Raw genomic sequence first — 21,152 nt, forward strand, 5'->3', positions numbered from 1 at the left:
ACCCCCAGTGACCAGCCCGCCGATCGAGCCGTAAGAGGTGTGATGGCAGACCACGAGAAGATCCTGGACCTGCTCAAGCGCGTAACCGGGGATCTGCAGCGGACCCGGCGGCGGCTGGCCGACGTGGAGGCGCGGAGCCACGAGCCGATCGCGATCGTCGGCATGGCCTGCCGGTTCCCCGGCGGGGCCGATTCGCCGGAACGGCTGTGGGAGCTGGTCGCGCAGGGCCGGGACGGGATCGGCGGGTTCCCGGCGGACCGGGGCTGGGACGTGGCCAGGTTGTTCGACGACGATCCCGACCACCGGGGTACCACGTATGTCCGCACCGGCGGCTTCCTGGCCGGGGCGAGCGGGTTCGACGCGGAGTTCTTCGGCATCTCGCCGCGGGAGGCGTTGGCGATGGAGCCCCAGCAGCGGCTGCTGCTGGAGGTCACCTGGGAAACCCTGGAACGCGCCGGGCTCGACCCGGCCCGGCTCAAGGGCAGCGCGACCGGGGTGTACGTCGGGGTGTCCGCGCAGGAGTACGGCCCGCGGTTGCACGAGCCCGGCGACACCGTCGACGGCTACCTGCTCACCGGCACCACCTGCAGTGTCCACTCCGGACGGATCGCCTACACGCTGGGGCTGGAGGGCCCGGCGGTCTCGATCGACACCGCGTGCTCGTCCTCACTGGTCGCGGTGCACTCGGCGGTGCAGGGACTGCGTTCGGGCGAATGCGGGATGGCGCTGGCCGGCGGCGTGAACCTGATGGCGAGCCCGGGCATCTTCGTCGACTTCGCCCGCCAGCGCGGTCTCGCGCCGGACGGCCGGTGCAAGTCCTTCTCCGCGGACGCCGACGGCACCGCGTGGGGCGAAGGCGTCGGAATGCTGCTGCTGGAACGGCTGTCCGACGCCCAGCGCGAAGGACACCGGGTGCTCGCGGTGATCCGCGGCTGCGCGGTCAACTCCGACGGCGCGTCCAACGGGCTGACCGCACCGAACGGTCCCTCGCAGCAGCGAGTGATCCGGGCCGCGCTGGCGAATGCCGGTCTGTCCACTTCGGACGTCGACGTGGTGGAGGCGCACGGCACCGGGACCCGCCTCGGCGACCCGATCGAGGCCGAGGCACTGCTGGCCACCTACGGCCAGGACCGCGCCACCGGGCAGCCGCTCCTGCTCGGCTCGATCAAGTCGAACATCGGGCACACCCAGGCGGCCGCGGGGGTGGCCGGGATCATCAAGATGGTCGAGGCCATGCGGCATCCGGTGCTGCCGCCCACCCTGCACGTGCGCACCCCGACCCCGGAGGTCGACTGGACGGCCGGCGCCGTGTCGCTGCTGACCGAGCCGACTCCGTGGCCGGAGCTGGACCGTCCGGTGCGGGCGGCGGTGTCCTCGTTCGGGATCAGCGGGACCAACTCGCACGTCATCCTCGAACAGGCCGCCGCTCCCGAACCCGCGCCCGTGCGGGCTTCACTGCCCGCCGTGCCGTACCTGCTCAGCGCAGCGACTGCGGAAGCCTTGCCCGCCCAGGCGGAACGCCTGCTCGCCGCCGACGACGCGGCGGACCCCGTGGATGTCGGCTTCTCCCTGGCGACAGCGCGTGCCGCGTTGCCGTATCGGGCCGCGGTCGTGGGCCGGGACCGTGCCGAACTGCGTGCGGGTCTTGCCGAGGTGGCGCGGGGTTCCCGGGCGACGGCAGGCCGGTTGGCGTTGTTGTTTGCGGGTCAGGGTTCGCAGCGTCTGGGTATGGGTCGTGGGTTGTATGCGGCGTTCCCGGCTTTCGCGGCGGCGTTTGACGAGGTGTGCGCGCTGTTGTCGATCGGTGATGATCTCGACCAGACGGGGAGTGCGCAGCCGGCGTTGTTTGCGTTTGAGGTGGCGTTGTTCCGTTTGGTGGAGTCGTGGGGTGTACGCCCGGATTTTCTGGCGGGTCACTCGGTTGGTGAGATTGCGGCGGCGCACGTGGCTGGGGTTTTGTCGCTTGAGGATGCTGCGATGTTGGTGTCTGCGCGGGGTCGGTTGATGCAGGCTCTCCCGACGGGTGGTGTGATGGTGGCCCTTCAGGCCTCGGAGGATGAGGTGGCGCCGTTCTTGTCGGGTTCTGGGGCTGTGAAGGGACCCTTCACGGACTCCAGGGCTGTGAAGGGTCCCTTCACAGCCCTGGAGGGGGTGTCGTTGGCGGCGGTGAACGGTCCGTCGTCGGTGGTGCTCTCGGGTGCGGAGGGTCCGACGCTGGCGGTGGTGGAGCGGTTCGCTGGTCGGAGGTGGAAGCGGTTGTCGGTGTCGCATGCGTTTCATTCGGTCCTGATGGATCCGATGCTGGCGGAGTTCGCGGAGGTCGTTCGTGGGTTGACGTTTCATGAGCCGTCGATTCCCATCGTGTCCACTGTGGAGCTGGGTGCGGATTTGACGGATCCGGAGTATTGGGTGCGGCACGTACGGGAGCCGGTGCGGTTCGCGGATGCCGTGAGCGCGCTGGCGGAGCAGGGTGTGTCGCGTTATCTGGAGATCGGTCCGGACGCGGTGCTCTCGGCGATGGGTCCGGAAACGGTGGACGCGAAGTTCATTCCCTCCCTGCGGAAGAACCATGACGAACCGGCCGCGGTCGTCACGGCATTGGCTGCCTTGCACACTCACGGCTCCACAGTGGACTGGCACGCCTTCTTCGCCGGAACCGGTGCCCGAATCATCGACCTGCCCACCTACGCCTTCCAGCACGAGCACTTCTGGCTGGACCAGCGCGACGGCGGGACGGATGTCGCCTCGGTCGGCCTGACGGCGGCGGAGCATCCGTTGCTGGGTGCGTCGGTGTCGGTGGCGGACGGGGACGGGTTGCTGCTGACGGGGCGGCTGTCGCTGGCCACACATCCGTGGCTGGCCGACCACGTCGTGGGTGGCGCCGTGCTGCTGCCCGGGGCGGCTTTCGCCGAGCTGGCGATCCGGGCCGGGGACGAGGTCGGCTGCACCGGCGTCGAGGAACTCGTGCTCCAGGCGCCGCTGGTGCTCACCGAGGGCACCGTGCTCGACCTTCAGGTGGTGGTCGGCGCCGCCGACACCGGCGGCAGGCACGCGGTCTCCATCCACTCCCGCGTACCGGGCCATCCCTGGACGCCGCACGCGACCGGTGTCCTCGGGCACCCCGTGCCCCACCCCGAGCCCGTCGCGTGGCCGCCGGAGAACGCCGAAACCCTGCCCCTCGACGACGTTTACTCACGGCTCGCCGAAGCGGGGCTCGACTACGGCCCGGTGTTCCAGGGCCTGCGCCGGGCATGGCGGCGCGGTGCGGAGATCTTCGCCGAGGCGTCGTTGCCCGAGCCCGCCGAGGCGGGGCAGTTCGGGATCCATCCGGCGCTGCTCGACGCCGCGTTGCAGGCGAGCGCCGCACCCGGTGGTCCGGGGCAGGGAGCGGTGCCGTTCGCCTGGAATGACGTCACCCTGCACGCCCGCGGTGCCACCGACCTGCGGGTCCACGCTTTCCCGGCCGGTGACGACGCGCTCGCCTTCGAGCTGAGCGACGGCACCGGCCGGCCCGTGCTGTCGGTGGGTGCGCTGACCGTGCGGGAGGTGACCGCTCCCGCCCCGGCCGGGCACGACGGGCTCTTCCTCCCAGAACTGGTGCCGGTCACGCCGGGGCCACCCGACAGCGAGTACCGCGTCTTCGAAGTCCCGGAGGGCGACCCGCTCACGGTGACCGTCCGGACCCTGGAAGTGCTGCAGGAGTTCCTAGCCGGTGCGGAACCGAAACTCGTCGTCCGCACCGGGGATTCGCTTGCGCACGCGGCGGCTGAAGGTCTGGTCCGCGCCGCGCAGGCGGAGCACCCGGGCCGCTTCGTGCTGCTCCGGGGCCCCGGCGAGGAGGTGGCCGCGGCGGTGTCCACCGGCGAGCCGCAGATCCACGTCCGCGGCGGCGCGCTGTTCGCACCCCGGCTGACCAGGGCGAACGTCCCCACCGAGACGCGCCCCCTGGACGGGGACGGCACGGTCGTGATCACCGGGGGCACCGGCGGGCTCGGTGCGCTCCTCGCCCGGCACCTGGTCACCCGGCACGGAGTCCGGGAGTTGCTGCTGGTCAGCCGTCGCGGTGCGGACGCGCCGGGCGCCGCCGGCCTCGCCGCGGACCTGACCGAGCGGGGAGCGCGGGTCACGATCGCCGCCGCCGATGTGGCCGACCGTGCGGCGCTGGCGTCCGCGCTCACGCTCGCCGAGCGTCCGCTCATCGGTGTCGTGCACGCGGCCGGAGTCCTCGACGATGGGGTGCTCACCGCACTCACCCCGGACCGGCTGGAGCGGGTCTTCCGCCCCAAGGCCGAAGCGGCGTGGCAGCTGCACGAACTCACCGGGGACCTCTCGTTCTTCATCACGTTCTCCTCGATCGCCGGGCTGTTCGGCTCACCCGGCCAGGGTTCCTATTCCGCGGCGAACGCGTTCCTCGACGCGCTCGCTCTCCGTCGCCGGGAGGAAGGCCTGCCCGCGCAGTCCCTCGTCTGGGGGCTCTGGGAACAGGGCATGGGCGGCACGCTCGACGCCGCCGACCGGCAGCGCATCGACCGGGACGGCTTCGAGACCCTGGCCGTCGACGAGGGGCTCGCGTTGTTCGACGCGGCCATTGCGGACGGCTCGCCGGTCACCGTCCCGGTCCGGCTCGACCTCGCCACGGTGCGGAACGCCGCGAAGACGGCCGGCGTGCCGCCGCTGCTGCGCGGGCTGGTACGGGGCGTCACCCGCGCGATCGCCCGCACCGCGGAGACGGCCGGGCTGTCGGAGACCGAACGGCCGGAAGCGATCCTCGACCTGGTCCGCACCCAGGTGGCGAGTGTGCTCGGCCGCGACGGCGGCGAGACCGTGGACCCGTCGCGTGCGTTCACGGAGCTGGGTTTCGATTCGCTGACCGCGGTCGAGCTGCGCAATGGTCTTGGCGCGGCAACGGGTCTGCGGCTGCCGGCGACGTTGATCTTCGACTACCCGACGCCCGCGGACGTGGCCCGGTTCCTCACCGGCGAGCTGACCGGCCGGGCGTCGACGGCCGCTCCGGCGGTGGCCGCGGCGGTGGTGGACGAGCCGGTGGCGATTGTCGGGATGAGCTGCCGGTATCCGGGCGGGGTGCGGTCGCCGGAGGAGCTGTGGGATCTCGTCTCCACGGGTACTGATGCGATTTCGTGGTTCCCTGAGAGCCGAGGCTGGGATGTCCAGGGGATCTACGATCCGGAACCGGGTTTGCCGGGCAAGACCTATACGTGCCAGGGCGGTTTTCTGTATGACGCGGGGGAGTTCGATCCGGAGTTCTTCGGGATTTCGCCGCGTGAGGCGTTGGCGATGGATCCGCAGCAGCGGTTGCTGTTGGAGGTGAGCTGGGAGGCCCTCGAACGCGCCCGGCTGGATCCGGCGTCGTTGAAGGGCAGCCCGACCGGCGTGTTCGCCGGAATCATGTACTACGACTACGCGGCGAAGCTGACGAAGATCCCGGACAACGTGGCCGGTTTCCTCGGCACCGGGACGTCGGCGAGCGTGCTGACCGGCCGGGTGGCCTACACGCTGGGTTTGGAAGGCCCGGCGGTGTCGGTGGACACGGCGTGCTCGTCGTCGCTGGTGGCGTTGCACCTGGCGTCGCAGGCATTGCGCTCGGGCGAGTGCACACTGGCGTTGGCAGGCGGTGTGACCGTGATGGCGACGCCGGATACGTTCCTCGATTTCTCGCGCCAGCAGGGATTGTCTCCCGATGGTCGGTGCAAGTCTTTCTCGGCGGAGGCGGATGGCACTGGCTGGTCGGAGGGTGCCGGTGTGCTGGTGCTGGAGAAGCTCTCGGATGCGCAGCGGAACGGGCATCCGGTGCTGGCGCTGGTCCGTGGCTCCGCCGTGAATCAGGATGGCGCGTCGAATGGTCTGACGGCGCCGAATGGTCCTTCGCAGCAGCGGGTGATTCGTCAGGCGTTGGCGAATGCCGCTCTGTCCACTTCGGACGTGGATGTGGTGGAGGCGCACGGTACGGGTACGCGGCTGGGTGATCCGATTGAGGCGCAGGCGTTGCTGGCCACTTACGGCCAGAATCGCGAGGCGCCGTTGTGGCTGGGTTCGATCAAGTCCAACATAGGTCATACTCAGGCGGCCGCTGGTGTGGCCGGGGTGATCAAGATGGTGGAGGCGATGCGGCACGGTGTCATGCCGAAGACCCTCCACGCCGACGATCCGTCCACGGAAATCGACTGGGACGCCGGTGCGGTCTCCCTGCTGGCCGAACAGCGGCCCTGGCCGGAGACGGACCGGCCGCGCCGGGCGGGCGTCTCCTCCTTCGGAATCAGCGGGACCAACGCCCACGTGCTGATCGAGCAGTTCACTCCGGACGTGCCCGTCTCCGAGCCCCTCACGCGAGGTTTGGTGCCGTGGCCGCTGTCGGCGAAGAACGATGCCGCGCTCAGCGCCGTCGCTGAGCGCCTGCTGTCCATCGTGGACTCGGACGGCGATCTGGCCGAGGTCGGCTACTCCCTGGCGGCGACCCGGCCCGCGCACGAGCGGCGCGCCGTCGTCGTCGGCGCCGACCGCGACGAGCTTCGGGCCGGACTCGCCGACCTGGCGCGCGGACAGGGAACCAGGACCCGGGCGACGGCAGGCCGGTTGGCGTTGTTGTTTGCGGGTCAGGGTTCGCAGCGTCTGGGTATGGGTCGTGGGTTGTATGCGGCGTTCCCGGCTTTCGCGGCGGCGTTTGACGAGGTGTGTGCGCTGTTGTCGATCGGTGATGATCTCGACCAGACGGAGAATGCGCAGCCGGCGTTGTTTGCGTTTGAGGTGGCGTTGTTCCGTCTGGTGGAGTCGTGGGGTGTACGCCCGGATTTTCTGGCGGGTCACTCGGTTGGTGAGATCGCTGCGGCGCACGTGGCTGGGGTTTTGTCGCTTGAGGATGCTGCGATGTTGGTGTCGGTGCGTGGCCGGTTGATGCAGGCTCTCCCGACGGGTGGTGTGATGGTGGCCCTTCAGGCGTCGGAGGATGAGGTGGCGCCGTTCTTGTCGGGTTCTGGGGCTGTGAAGGGACCCTTCACGGACTCCAGGGCTGTGAAGGGTCCCTTCACAGCCCTGGAGGGGGTGTCGTTGGCGGCGGTGAATGGTCCGTCGTCGGTGGTGCTCTCGGGTGCGGAGGGTCCGACGCTGACGGTGGTGGAGCGGTTCCCTGACCGGAAGTCGAAGCGTTTGGTCGTGTCGCACGCGTTTCATTCGGTCCTGATGGATCCGATGCTGGCGGAGTTCGGTGAGGTCGTTCGTGGGTTGACGTTTCATGAGCCGTCGATCCCGGTGGTGTCCACTGTGGAGCTGGGTGCGGATTTGACGGATCCGGAGTATTGGGTGCGGCACGTACGGGAGCCGGTGCGGTTCGCGGATGCCGTGAGCGCGCTGGCCGGGCAGGGTGTGTCGCGTTATCTGGAGATTGGTCCGGACGCGGTGCTCTCGGCGATGGGGCCGGAGACCGTCGATGCCGTCTTCATCCCGACGCTGCGGAAGAACCACGACGAGCCGACCGCGGTCGTCACCGCGCTGGGTGCCCTGCACACGCACGGATCCACAGTGGACTGGGATGCCTTCTTCGGCGCAACGGGCACGGTCGACCTGCCGACCTATCCGTTCGAGCGTCGGCACTTCTGGCTGGAGAGCACGCCGGACGCGGATGTCGCCTCGGTCGGGCTGACGGCGGCGGAGCATCCGTTGCTGGGTGCGTCGGTGTCGGTGGCGGACGGGGACGGGTTGTTGCTGACAGGGCGGCTGTCGCTGGCCACGCATCCGTGGCTGGCGGGTCACCTGGTCAACGGGGCGGCCATGCTGCCGGGGACCGCGTTCCTGGAGCTGGCATTGCACGCCGGCGTGGAAGCCGGGTGCGCGTGCGTCGAGGAGCTGACGCTGGGCGCGCCGCTGGTCGTGTCGGGAACGGTCGACGTCCAGGTGGCGGTGTCCGCGCCGGACAGGGACGGCCGTTGCGGACTGTCGATCCACTCGCGACCCCGCGGCGAGGACGAATGGACCCGGCACGCGACCGGCACAATGGTCCCCGACCTCGCCACCGAAGTCGCGGCGCTCGGCGACGTGTGGCCACCGGCGGGTGCGGAGCCGTGTGATCTGGACGGCTTCTACGAAGGTCTCGTCGCGTCGGGGTTCACCTACGGCGAGGTGTTCCGTGGGATGCGGGCGGCGTGGGCACTGGGCGACGACGTGTTCGTGGAGCTGTCGCTGGACGCCCCTGCGGGATTCGGGATTCACCCGGCGTTGCTGGACTCGGCTCTGCACGCGATGTTCCTGCGCGGCGTCGATCAGGCCCAGGTGCCGTTCTCGTGGAACGGGGTCCGGCTGTCGGCGACCGGAGCGACGGACCTGCGGGCCAGGATCTCGTTCTCCGCGGCGGAAACCGTTTCCCTGGTCGCTGTCGACCCGGCTGGGGCGCCGGTGATCACTGTGGACTCACTCGTCGTACGTCCGCTCGACGACAGCTCGGCGAACAGCCGGTTACCGGGCGGGCTGTACGGTCTGGACTGGACGCCGGTGCCCGCAAGCGGCACTCCGGTGGACTGGGTGTCCTGGGTGGACGTCCAAGAAGGACCGGTGCCGCCGGTGGTGGTGTGGTCCGTTGTCCCGGCGGAGAGGACGATCGAGGCGACCCACGAAGTGTGCGCCAGGGCGCTGGGCATGGTGCAGGACTGGCTCGGCGAGGCTCGGTTCGCCGGGTCGACGCTGGTGGTGCACACCCGTGACGAGGCACAGGACCCTGCTTCCGCCGCGGTGTGGGGCCTGGTGCGGAGCGCGCAGGCGGAGCACCCGGGCCGGTTCGTGCTGGTCGACGGCGACCTCGGCGGGATGTCGGCGGCACTGTCCACCGAAGAGCCCCAGATCGCGATCCGCGGTGCGGACCTGGTCGTTCCCCGGCTCGGCCGCCTGACGGCGGAAGCGGTCGCACCCCGTCCGCTGGATCCGGAGGGGACGGTGCTGGTCACCGGTGGTACCGGTGGCCTGGGCGCGATGATTGCACGGCATCTGGTGACCGAGCACGGCGTCCGGCGGCTGCTGGTGACGAGCCGTCGTGGTCCGGCCGCCCCCGGTGCGGCGGAGCTGGTCACGGAGTTGGGCGAACTGGGTGCGGACGTGCAGGTCGCGGCGTGTGATGTCGCTGATCGGGACGCGGCGGCGGCGTTGCTCGCGCAGGTGCGGCTCACCGGCGTCGTGCACGGAGCGGGAGTGCTGGACGACGGTCTGGTGGAGGGGCTGACCGCGGAACGTCTCGACGCCGTCCTGCGGCCGAAGGTGGATGCGGCATGGCATCTGCACGAGCTGACTCGGGAACATGACTTGGCGATGTTCGTGCTCTACTCCTCCTTCGCCGGGATGCTGGGCGCCACCGGCCAGGCTTCCTACGCCGCCGCCAACACTTTCCTCGACGCGCTGGCCCGGCATCGGCACGAGCTGGGCCTTCCCGCGGTCTCCCTGGTCTGGGGGTTGTGGCGGGAAGGCATGGGCGGCGAACTGGACGAGGCGCAGATCCGGCGGATGCGCCGGGAAGGCCTCCCGCCACTGTCCACTGAGGATGGTCTGGAGCTGTTCGACGCGGCGCTGACCGTGGGCTCGCCGGTCGTGGTGCCGCTCGGAGTGGACCGTGTCGCGCTGCGCGAGCATGCCCGGACCGCCGAGGTACCCGTGGTGCTCCGTGCGCTGGCCAAGGTTCCCGAACGACGGGCGGCGGCGCGCAGCAGCGAGATCGGCCTGGCCGAACGTCTCACCGCACTGTCCGAAGAGGACCGTTCTGGCGTTCTGCGAGACCTGGTCCGGGACAAGGTGGCGGCCGTCCTTGGTCACGACGGCGCGACTGCGGTCGATCCGTCGCGTGCCTTCACGGAGCTGGGTTTCGATTCGCTGACCGCCGTCGAGCTGCGCAATGGTCTCGGCGAGACGACAGGCCTGCGATTGCCCGCGACCTTGATCTTCGACTATCCGACACCGGCCGACGTAGCGGGATTCCTGGCTGTGCAGCTGGTCGGCGAGACCGGGACGCGTGGTCCCGCCGTCGCCCCGGCGGTGGCGGACGAGCCGGTGGCGATCGTGGCGATGAGCTGCCGGTATCCGGGCGGCGTGCGTTCGCCGGAGGAATTGTGGGACCTGGTCGCTTCGGGCAGCGACGCGATCTCGTCGTTCCCGGACAGCCGTGGGTGGGACGTCGAAGGGATCTACGATCCGGAACCGGGTTTGCCGGGCAAGACCTATACGTGCCAGGGCGGTTTTCTGTACGACGCGGGGGAGTTTGATCCGGAGTTCTTCGGGATTTCGCCGCGTGAGGCGTTGGCGATGGATCCGCAGCAGCGGTTGCTGTTGGAGGTGAGCTGGGAGGCCCTCGAACGCGCCCACGTCGATCCGGTGTCGCTCAAGGGCAGCCAGACCGGGGTGTTCGCCGGGATCATGTACCACGACTACGGCACGAAAACGGCCCGGGTTCCCGAGCAGGTCGCCGGATTCCTGGGCACCGGGACATCCGGAAGTGTCCTGACCGGCCGGGTGGCCTACACCCTGGGTTTGGAAGGCCCGGCGGTGTCGGTGGACACCGCGTGCTCGTCGTCCCTGGTGGCGTTGCACCTGGCGGCCCAGGCATTGCGCTCCGGTGAGTGCACGCTCGCGCTGGCGGGCGGGGTGACGGTCATGGCGACTCCTGAAACCTTCGTCGACTTCTCGTTGCAGCGCGGCCTTTCCGCTGACGGTCGGTGCAAGTCGTTCTCGGCGGAGGCGGATGGCACTGGCTGGTCGGAGGGTGCCGGTGTGCTGGTGCTGGAGAAGCTCTCCGACGCGCAGCGGAACGGACATCCGGTGCTGGCGCTGGTCCGCGGCTCGGCCATCAACCAGGACGGCGCCTCGAACGGCCTCACCGCGCCGAATGGTCCTTCGCAGCAGCGGGTGATTCGTCAGGCGTTGGCGAATGCCGCTCTGTCCACTTCGGACGTGGATGTGGTGGAGGCGCACGGCACGGGTACGCGGCTGGGTGATCCGATTGAGGCGCAGGCGTTGCTGGCCACTTACGGCCAGAATCGCGAGGGGCCGTTGTGGCTGGGTTCGATCAAGTCCAACATGGGTCATACTCAGGCTGCCGCTGGTGTGGCCGGGGTGATCAAGATGGTGGAGGCGATGCGGCACGGTGTCATGCCGAAGACCCTGCACGTCGACGACCCGTCGACGGAGATCGACTGGGACGCCGGTGCGGTCTCCCTGCTGGCCGAACAGCGGCGCTGGCCGGAGACGGACCGGCCGCGCCGGGCGGGGGTCTCCTCCTTCGGGATCAGCGGGACCAACGCCCATGTGCTGATCGAGCAGTTCACTCCGGACGAGCCCGTCTCCGAGCCCCTCACGCGAGGTTTGGTGCCGTGGCCGCTGTCGGCGAAGAACGATGCCGCGCTCAGCGCCGTCGCTGAGCGCCTGCTGTCCATCGTGGACTCGGACGGCGATCTGGCCGAGGTCGGCTACTCCCTGGCGGCGACCCGGCCCGCGCACGAGCGGCGCGCCGTCGTCGTCGGCGCCGACCGCGCCGAGCTTCGGGCCGGACTCGCCGACCTGGCGCGCGGACAGGGAACCAGGACCCGGGCGACGGCAGGCCGGTCGGCGTTGTTGTTCACGGGTCAGGGTTCGCAGCGTCTGGGTATGGGTCGTGGGTTGTATGCGGCGTTTCCGGTGTTTGCGGCGGCGTATGACGAGGTGTGCGCGCTGTTGTCGATCGGTGATGATCTCGACCAGACGGAGAATGCTCAGCCGGCGTTGTTTGCGTTTGAGGTGGCGTTGTTCCGTCTGGTGGAGTCGTGGGGTGTGCGGCCTGATTTTCTGGCGGGTCATTCGGTTGGTGAGATCGCGGCGGCGCATGTTGCTGGGGTTTTGTCGCTTGAGGATGCTGCGATGTTGGTGTCGGTGCGTGGTCGGTTGATGCAGGCTCTCCCGACGGGTGGTGTGATGGTGGCCCTTCAGGCGTCGGAGGATGAGGTGGCGCCGTTCTTGTCGGGTTCGAGGGCTGTGAAGGGACCCTTCACGGACTCCAGGGCTGTGAAGGGTCCCTTCACGGCTGTGGAGGGGGTGTCGTTGGCGGCGGTGAACGGCCCGTCGTCGGTGGTGCTCTCGGGTGCGGAGGGTCCGACGCTGGCGGTGGTGGAGGGGTTTGCTGGTCGGAGGTGGAAGCGTTTGGTCGTGTCGCATGCGTTTCATTCGGGGTTGATGGATCCGATGTTGGCGGAGTTCGGTGAGGTTGTTCGCAGGTTGACGTTTCACGAGCCGTCGATCCCCATCGTGTCCACTGTGGAGCTGGGTGCGGATTTGACGGATCCGGAGTATTGGGTGCGGCACGTACGGGAGCCGGTGCGGTTCGCGGATGCCGTGAGCGCGCTGGCCGGGCAGGGTGTGTCGCGTTATCTGGAGATTGGTCCGGACGCGGTGCTCTCGGCGATGGGTCCGGAGACCGTCGATGCGGTCTTCATACCGACGCTGCGGAAGAACCACGATGAGCCGACCGCGGTCGTCACCGCCCTCGGCGCACTGCACGCCAACGGATCCACAGTGGACTGGCGTGGCTACTTCGGTGCGGTCCGCACCGTTGACCTGCCGACCTATCCGTTCCAGCGCAAGCACTTCTGGTTGGAGACCACGGCGGAGGCGGACGTCATCTCGGCCGGGCTCGCCGCGCCGGGGCATCCACTGCTGGCCGCCGGGCTGTCGCTGGCCGACGGGGACGGAATCGTGTTCACGGGCAGGTTGTCCCTGGCCACGCACCCCTGGCTGGCCGAGCACACCGTCCTGGACACGGTCCTGCTGCCCGGTGCCGCGCTGGCCGAGCTGGCCATCCGGGCGGGGGACGAGGCGGGCTGTGGACGTCTCGCCGAGCTGACCCTGGGTGCCCCGCTTGTCGTGCCGCCGGTGGGGGCGGTCGAGCTGCAGGTGACGGTGACCGGGGAGCGCGCGGTGTCCGTCCATTCGCGACGGACGGGTGCGGAGGGCTGGGAACTCAACGCCACCGGGCGGCTTGCCGAAGAACCCGGCCCGGCGGAGCGGTTCGACCGGCCGGCGGACGCTGAATCCATCGACCTGACCACGTTCTACGAGGATCTCGCGGCGGAGGGCTTCGCGTACGGCCCGCTGTTCCAGGGCGTCCGGGCGGCCTGGCGCAGCGGAGAGGACATCTTCGCCGAGCTGTCCCTGCCCGAGGCCGCGCACGACGAACGCTTCGGCCTGCACCCGGCGCTGTTCGACGCCGCACTGCACGGCATGTTCCTCAGCGAGGGCGACGGTGCGCTGCCGTTCACCTGGACCGATGTCACCCTCCACACCAGCGGAGTCACCGCGGCACAGGCACGGCTGACCTTCACCGGCCCGGGCGAGATCGCGCTCGCGATCGCCGGGCAGGACGGCACACCGGTACTGTCGGTCGGGGCGCTGACCGTGCGCGCGGTCTCGGCGGACCAGCTGGGCGGGCATGAACAGTCGTTGTTCCGCCTGGAGCACGTCCGAGCCGAAACCGCAGCACTGGTTCCGGTCGAGACGGTGACCTGGGACGACCTCGGCGACACCGTGCCGCCGGTGGTCGTCCTGCCCGGGCAGGATGACGGACTGCACGCGGTACTGGCGGTGCTGCAACGGTTCCTCACCGAAGAACGCTTCGCCGCCGCCCGGCTGGTGGTGCTGATCGGGGACACCCCGGCCGACGCCGCGGTGGGCGGGCTGGTGCGGTCCGTGCAGGCCGAGAACCCCGGCCGGATCATCCTGCTCCACGGTGGACAGTCCGATGTGGACATTGCGCTGGCGACCGGCGAGGAATCGGTACGAGTGCGGGACGGCGCCGCCTTCGTGCCCCGGCTGGCCCGTGCCGGAGTGGGGGAGAAGACGGCCTGGGATCGCGACGGCACGGTGCTGGTCACCGGCGGGACCGGCGGCGTGGGCGCGCTGCTCGCCGAGTGGCTGGTGCGCGAGCACGGCGTCCGGTCGCTCGTGCTGACCAGCCGCCGCGGCATGGAAGCCCCCGGCGCCGCCGAACTGGCCGGGAAGCTTGCCGGGCTCGGTGCGGAAGCGGCCATCGCCGCGTGCGACGTGTCCGATCGGGACGCTGTTGCGAGCCTGGTGGCGTCAATTCCGTCGCTCACCGGCGTCGTACACGCGGCCGGTGTCCTGGACGACGGCGTGGTCACCGCCCTGACGCCGGACCGGCTCGATGCGGTCTTCGGCCCGAAGGCGGACGGAGCGTGGCATCTGCACGAGCTGACCCGCGACCTGCCGCTGACCGAGTTCGTGCTGGTCTCGTCGGTGGCCGGGGTGCTCGGCTCGCCGGGGCAGGGCAACTACGCTGCGGCGAACGCGTTTCTCGACGCACTGGCGGCCCATCGGCACGAATTGGGCTTGCCTGCGCGCTCTCTGGCCTATGGGTTGTGGGATCAGTCCGGCATGGGCACGGAACTTGATGCGTCGCAGACTGGCCGGATGCGGCGGGACGGCTTCGGTGCGTTGTCCGCCGACGAGGGGCTGGCGCTGTTCGACCTGGCCGCCGGGCCGGTCGCGGTCGCGGTCAAGCTCGACACCGAACGGCTGCGCGACGAGGCGGTGGCCGGGCGGCTCCCGACTGTCCTATCAGGACTCGTGCGGGTACCGCGTCGGCGCCCCGCGCGCCAGGAGGCGGCAGCGGAGCGGAGCTGGGCGACGCTCGCCCCGGCCGAGCGCGCCGATGCCGTGCTCGACCTCGTCCGCGAGCACACGGCGGGCGTACTGGGCTTCGGAGAGGCCGGCGAGATCGATTCCGCGCATGCGTTCACCGACCTCGGATTCGACTCGCTGACCTCGGTGGAACTGCGCAACCGCCTGGCCACCGCGGCCGGTGTCCCGCTCGGTGCGACGGTCGTGTTCGACTATCCGACCCCGGCCGCGCTCGCCGAGCACCTGACCGGCCTTCTCTTCGGGGCCGAACCGGTGATCGACGAACGACAGCTGCGGCACGCGCTGGCGACCGTCTCCGTCGACCGGTTCCGGGAACTCGGCGTACTGGACGCGCTGCTGCGCCTGGCATCGGCCACCGGCACCACGCCGAGCGCGGAGACCGACGCCGAGGTCGACGAGCTCGACGTCAGCGATCTGGTGTCCCAGGCCATGTCCACCGCAGACCGGGACTGACCACCACGGACGCGGAGGAGGGGGCACCCGGCCGGGTGCCCCCTCCTCCGATCGCCCAGGCAGCGCCTATTCGGGAATAGGGAACAGCTCCCGGTAGAAGTCGTCGCCCCGGAACCCGGCGGTGTGGTGCGGCGAGTCCCACTCCAGCGTGACGGTGGTGCCGTCGGTGCGCTGGAGTTCACCGGCGAGGCGGTAGTCCGGGTGGACGCCGTCGTCGCTGGTGGTGCGGGTGAACGTCAGCGGGATGCGGTCGCCGGGACGCACCTCGATCCCTTCCCGGGAGATCGGGGCGTAGAGCGGTGACCAGTTGGTCAGCTCCTGGATGGAGTCGATGGCCCCGTCGGTCTCGTCCACCCAGAGCCGGACACCGAGGGCGAAACCGTGCAGCCTGCCCGCGGTGGTCACTTCGAGTTCGAAGTGGTCGGTGCCGGACTCGGCCAGCTCGCCGTTGAACTCCAGCACTTCCACCTCCGCCTGCTCGGTCAGCAGCGTGGACTCGGTGATGCCGAAGATGCACATGCGCACGTCGAACGGCCGCCCGACGCTGGTGAAGATGTTCTGCAGCCAGCCTTCGCAGCCCTCGACGAGCGCGGGACGGCACGGGGTGGGCAGCCGGTTCAGGTCCACCGCGGCGACCGTGCTGGCGCTGCGGTGCGGGATGAACCAGCCGTCGCGCTTGAGGAACCGTTCCCGCGCGTCCCGCAGGACCGGCGCGACGCCCTCGGAACTGCTGATCGTGCCGATGATCTCGGAAACGCACAGGTCCACCCGTTCCGGGAGGGACAGCTCGGTGGACAGGCCTTCCAGGATGGTGATGCGGTCGGTGAGCCCGGCCTTCTCGACCGCGGCCCTGGCCTGCTGCGCCGACTCCGGGATCACCTCCATCGCGTAGACGTGGCGCGCGCCGGCCTGGGCGCTCTCGATCGCCCAGATGGCGTCCGCGCCGGTGCCGATGTCCAGCACGGTCCGTCCCGGCGCGAGCCGCCGAACCGCGGTCCGGTAGGTCTCGGTCCGGATCTTGTCGTCGATCATGTACTCGTACAGCATGCCGTCGTAGACGGGGTATTCACCGACCGAGGGAAGCATGAAGAACCCGGCCTTCTCCCAATCCCGGTAGACCGCGACGTCGACCTCCCCGGTACCGGCCATAATGGTTCTGACTTCGTTGTCTTGCATCACTTCCCCTTCTGCGGTGTGGGCCGTCGTGCCGCCCAGGGTGCCCCGAACGGTCGCCCCTCGATCGCGGGCCGTCCGGATTCCGGCGGGATCCTCGACTTTCGGGTTCCGGACGGGATTTCGCGGTGCCGCGCGGTAGGGTGCCCGCCCCGCCGGCCGGTGGCGGAATGGACGCCCGGTTACCGGGCGATGGGGCGCCGGTGGTGAGCAGCCTCCGGCGCCGGCCGCGCGAGTCCGCAGGATGACCTCATGTGCCCCCGCCGCCCGTCGCGTCCGGTACGGAGGATCTGATGGCGACATCCGAGGAGCTGATCACCGCGCTGCGGGAGTCGGTCAAGGAGAACCGCAGGCTGGCCGCGCGCTGCCGCGAACTGGCCGCCGCCGAACCGGACCCGATCGCGATCGTCGGCATGGGCTGCCGCCTGCCCGGCGGCGCCGCCTCTCCTGAGCAATTGTGGGACCTCGTGGCAGCCGGTTCGGACGCGATCTCCGGGTTCCCCGCGGACCGCGGCTGGCCGCTCGGGGACCTGTTCCACCCGGACCCGGACCACCTCGGCACCTCCTACGCCCGGGAGGGCGGTTTCCTGCCCGAGGCCGCGGAGTTCGACGCGGAGTTCTTCGGGATCTCCCCGCGGGAAGCGCTGGCCATGGACCCCCAGCAGCGTCTCCTGCTGCAGGTCTGCTGGGAGGCCGTCGAACACGCGGGCATCGACGCGGGCAGCCTGCGCGGCAGCCCGACCGGGGTGTTCGCCGGGATCATGTACCACGACTACGCCACCGGCGGCGGTGAGCTTCCCGAAGGGGTGGAAGGCTTTCTCGGCACCGGCACCTCGGGCAGCGTGCTCTCCGGCCGGGTTGCCTACACCCTCGGGCTCGAAGGCCCGGCGGTGTCGCTGGACACGGCGTGCTCCTCGTCGCTGGTCGCGGTCCACCTCGCCGCGCGGGCGCTGCAGGCGGGCGAATGCTCGTACGCGCTGGCGGGCGGGGTCACGGTGATGGCCGTGCCGGACACTTTCGTCGAGTTCTCGCGGCAGCGCGGGCTCGCCCCGGACGGCCGGTGCAAGTCGTTCGCCGCGGCCGCCGACGGGACCGGCTGGAGCGAAGGCGCGGGCGTTCTGTTACTGGAGAAGCTTTCGGACGCCCAGCGCCACGGCCACCGGGTTCTGGCTGTGGTCAAGGGATCCGCGATCAATTCCGACGGTGCGTCGAACGGCCTGACCGCGCCGAACGGTCCTTCGCAGCAGCGCGTGATCCGCGCCGCGCTCGCCGATGCGCGGATGTCGGCCCGGGACATCGATTTCGTCGAAGCGCACGGCACCGGCACCCGGCTCGGCGATCCGATCGAAGCCGAGGCATTGCTGGCCACCTATGGCCAGGACCGCGACGAGCCGTTGTGGCTGGGCTCGGTGAAGTCGAACTTCGGCCACACGCAGGCCGCGGCCGGGGTCGCGGGGATCATCAAGACCGTCGAAGCGCTGCGCCGGGCAGAGCTGCCCAGGACGCTGCACGTCGACGAGCCCTCACCGCACGTCGCCTGGGACACCGGCGCGGTCTCCCTGCTCACCGAGCATCGCAAGTGGCCGGTGCACGATCGGCCGCGCGCCGCCGCCGTGTCTTCGTTCGGTATCAGCGGTACCAACGCGCACGTCGTGCTGTGCCAGGCGCCGGAGCCGGAGGCCCGGCCCGAGCGGACCACGGTGCCCCGGATTTCGTGGCCGCTGTCGGCTCGCACCGAGGAGGCATTGCAGGAGCAGGCCGAGCGGTTGCGCGTCCGGGTGGAGGCCGGGCTCGATCCGCTGGATGTCGCTTACAGCCTGGCCACCGGCCGTGCCGCGCTGCCCTGCCGCGCCGTCGTGACCGGGAACGATTCTCACGACCTGCTGTCGGGGCTTTCCGCGCTGGCCCGCCGGGAATCCGCACCCGGGCTGGTGACCGGGCAGTCCGGCACGGGCAAGCTCGCTTTCCTTTGCACCGGGCAGGGTTCGCAGCGGCTGGGTATGGGCGCCGAGCTGTCCGCGTTTCCGGTGTTCGCTTCGACTTTCGCCGAGGTCGCCGCAGCTCTCGATGCGCACACCGGGTTCTCCCTGGCGGAGGCGCTGTACGGCGCCGATGAAGGGGCGGTGCACCGGACCGCGGTGGCGCAGCCCGCGTTGTTCGCCTTCGAGTTGGCGCTGGCCGCGCTTGTGCGGTCCTGGGGCGTCCGGCCGGATTTCCTGCTCGGCCACTCGATCGGCGAGTTGACCGCCGCTTACCTCGCCGGAGTCTGGTCGCTGGCCGACGCCGCGAAGCTCGTGGCCGCGCGTGGACGGCTTATGCAGGCGTTGCCTGCGGGCGGCGCGATGGTCGCCGTCCAAGCCGCCGAGGACGAAGTCGCTTCGTTCCTTTCGGGTTCTAGGGCTGTGAAGGGTCCCTTCACGGACTTTGGGGCTGTGAAGGGTCCCTTCACAGCGGAGCGTGTGTCGTTGGCGGCGATCAACGGCCCGACGTCGGTGGTCGTGTCCGGTGAGGCCGCTGGTGTTGAAGCGGTGGTGGCGCACTTCGCCGCGCAGGGCCGCAAAACCCGGGTGTTGCCGGTTTCGCATGCGTTCCATTCCGCGCTGATGGACGACATGCTCGCCGAATTCCGCGAGGTCGCCCGCGGCGTCGAGTACGCGACGCCGACGATCCCGCTCGTCTCGAATGTCACGGGGAAGATCGCCGACCCGGCGGCGGTGTGCGACCCGGAGTACTGGGTGCGCCACGTCCGGGAAGCGGTCCGCTTCGCCGACGGCGTCGCGACCTTGCACGCCAAGGGAGTTCGGCGCTTCCTGGAGATCGGCCCGGACGGCGCGCTTTCGGCGCTGGGTGCCGACTGCGTGCCGGACGCACTGTTCGTCCCGGCCCAGCGCAAGGACCGGGACGAGGTCACCGCGGCCACGCTCGCCCAGGCGACGCTGAGCGTGCACGGGGTCCGGCTTGACTGGGCGGGGATCTTCGCCGGAACCGGTGCCCGGCACGTCGATCTGCCCACCTACCCGTTCCGGCGGGACCGATACTGGCTCACCACGGGCGCCCGAGCGTCCACTGTAGACAACGAACGTGACCGGTGGCGGTACCGGATCCGATGGGCGCAGGTCCGGACCTCCGGCACCCCGGCAGGGGATTGGCTGGTCGTCGCCGGGGAAACGAACGCGTGGGCAACCGCCGCCGCCGAGGCGCTGCACACCCGTGTGGTGCCCGGGCTCGCTGCGGGGTACGCGGGCAAGGCGCTCGTCTTCGCCGAGGACGGTCCCGGCGCGGCGGCCGTGTTCCGCGATCAGTCCGCCGAGATCTGGTTCGCGACTCGTGGCGCGATCGCGGTCGGAGCGCACGAACGCGTCGGCTCGCCGGTGCAGGCCGAGGTGTGGGGCGTCGCCCGGGTCGCCGCGCTGGAACGGCCGCGTCAGCAGGGCGGCTGCGTGGACCTGCCGGAAACCTGCGATGCGCGGGCTGTCGCGTCGCTGCGCGAAGTGCTGGCCGGCATGGAAGACGAGGTTGCGATCCGCCCCTCCGGGGTCTACGCGCGACGCCTCGTGCCCACCGAACAGCCGGACGGGGACTGGACGACCAGCGGCACCGCGTTGATCACCGGCGGCACCGGGGCGTTGGGCTCGGTGGTCGCGAAGCGGCTGGTCCGGGCCGGGACCGAACATGTCGTCCTGCTCTCCCGCCGTGGCCCGGAAGCGCCCCGTGTCACGGAACTGCGCGCGGAACTGACCGGTCTGGGTGCGGAGGTGACGGTGTGCGCCTGCGATCTCGCCGATCGGGCCGCACTGTCCACTGTGGTCGCCGGACTCACGGATCTGCGGGTGGTCGTGCACGCTGCGGGCGTGCTGGACGACGGGCTCGTGGAGAGCCTGAGCCCGGCCCGGTTCGCCGGGGTCGCGGCCCCCAAATCCGGGGCCGCGCGGGCTTTGCACGAGCTGACCGGCGAGCTGGAGGCGTTCGTGCTGTTCTCCTCGGTGGCCGGGGTGCTCGGCAACGGCGGACAAGCCGCGTACGCCGCGGCCAACGCCCATCTCGACGCGCTCGCCCAGCAACGCCGGTCCGACGGACTGCCGGCCACCTCGGTCGCGTGGGGACCCTGGGCCGAGGGCGGCATGGCGGACACCGACGGCGTCCGACGGATGGGTCTGCGCCCGATGGCGCCCGAGGCTGCGGCGGACGCGCTGATCCGTGCGCTGGCTGCCGGGGACACCTGCGTGACCGTCGCGGACTTCGACTGGCCCGCGTTCCGGCGATCGTTCCGGGCCGCGCCGGTGCTGGCGGAGCTGCCCGGCGCGGCGGCCGAGGCTCCCGGTGCGCGATCGGACGTCGTGCCGGTCAGGGAAAGGCTCGCCGGGCTGATCGAGCCGGAACAGCGCCGCCTGCTGTTGGAGCTGGTCAGGGAGCACGTCGCGCAGGTGCTCGGCCATCCCGACGTGGCCGCGGTCGGGCCGGAACAGGCGTTCGCCGAACTCGGGTTCGACTCGCTGACCGCGGTCGAGCTGCGCAACCGGATCGACGCGGCGACCGGGCTGGCCGTGCCGTCCACGCTCGTGTTCGACCACCCGACCCCGGCGGCCCTGGCGAACTACCTGTTCCCCGCGCTGACCGCGGTGCCCGATCCCGGCGAGGCCCTGCTCGCCGATCTGGACCGGGTGGAGAACGCCCTGCTCGACCTCGATCCGGACAGCGCCGCGCACACCGCGGTGACCGGGCGGCTGCATGCCCTCGCCGCCCGGTTCGCCGCCGCGGCCGGGCCGGACGAGCTTCACTCGTCGTCCGACGACGAGCTCTTCGCCTTCATCGACCGGCAACTCGGCCCGTGAGGCCGGGTACGTGATCTCGACGAG

3 protein-coding genes are annotated in these 21,152 nt (G+C 70.5%); 2 read left to right on the top strand and 1 reads right to left on the bottom strand.

The window, feature by feature from the left end:
* The first annotated feature begins 39 nt into the window (after positions 1 to 39).
* Positions 40 to 15,123 (top strand): SDR family NAD(P)-dependent oxidoreductase, encoded by a 15,084-nt coding sequence (locus D5S19_RS19310; protein WP_407641762.1) that lies wholly within the window; start codon positions 40 to 42, stop codon positions 15,121 to 15,123.
* A gap of 66 nt (positions 15,124 to 15,189) precedes the next feature.
* On the opposite strand, the gene D5S19_RS19315 is transcribed toward D5S19_RS19310, so the two are convergent.
* The gene (locus D5S19_RS19315; RefSeq protein ID WP_120024749.1) at positions 15,190 to 16,299 is read right to left on the bottom strand and encodes a 50S ribosomal protein L11 methyltransferase; all 1,110 of its coding nucleotides are present in this window, start codon (positions 16,297 to 16,299) and stop codon (positions 15,190 to 15,192) included.
* 290 nt (positions 16,300 to 16,589) lie between these two features.
* On the opposite strand from D5S19_RS19315, the gene D5S19_RS19320 reads away from it, so the two are divergent.
* Complete coding sequence (locus D5S19_RS19320; RefSeq protein WP_120024751.1) at positions 16,590 to 21,128, top strand: type I polyketide synthase; 4,539 nt, start codon at positions 16,590 to 16,592, stop codon at positions 21,126 to 21,128.
* Positions 21,129 to 21,152 lie beyond the last annotated feature (24 nt).

The organism is Amycolatopsis panacis (assembly GCF_003600245.1).
GTDB lineage: Bacteria > Actinomycetota > Actinomycetes > Mycobacteriales > Pseudonocardiaceae > Amycolatopsis > Amycolatopsis sulphurea.

What these genes read in the sequence shown, in the direction of transcription:
- D5S19_RS19315 (WP_120024749.1), bottom strand. Translation starts at nt 16,299, where the DNA reads ATGCAAGACAACGAAGTCAGAACCATTATGGCCGGTACCGGGGAGGTC.
- D5S19_RS19320 (WP_120024751.1), top strand. Translation starts at nt 16,590, where the DNA reads ATGGCGACATCCGAGGAGCTGATCACCGCGCTGCGGGAGTCGGTCAAG.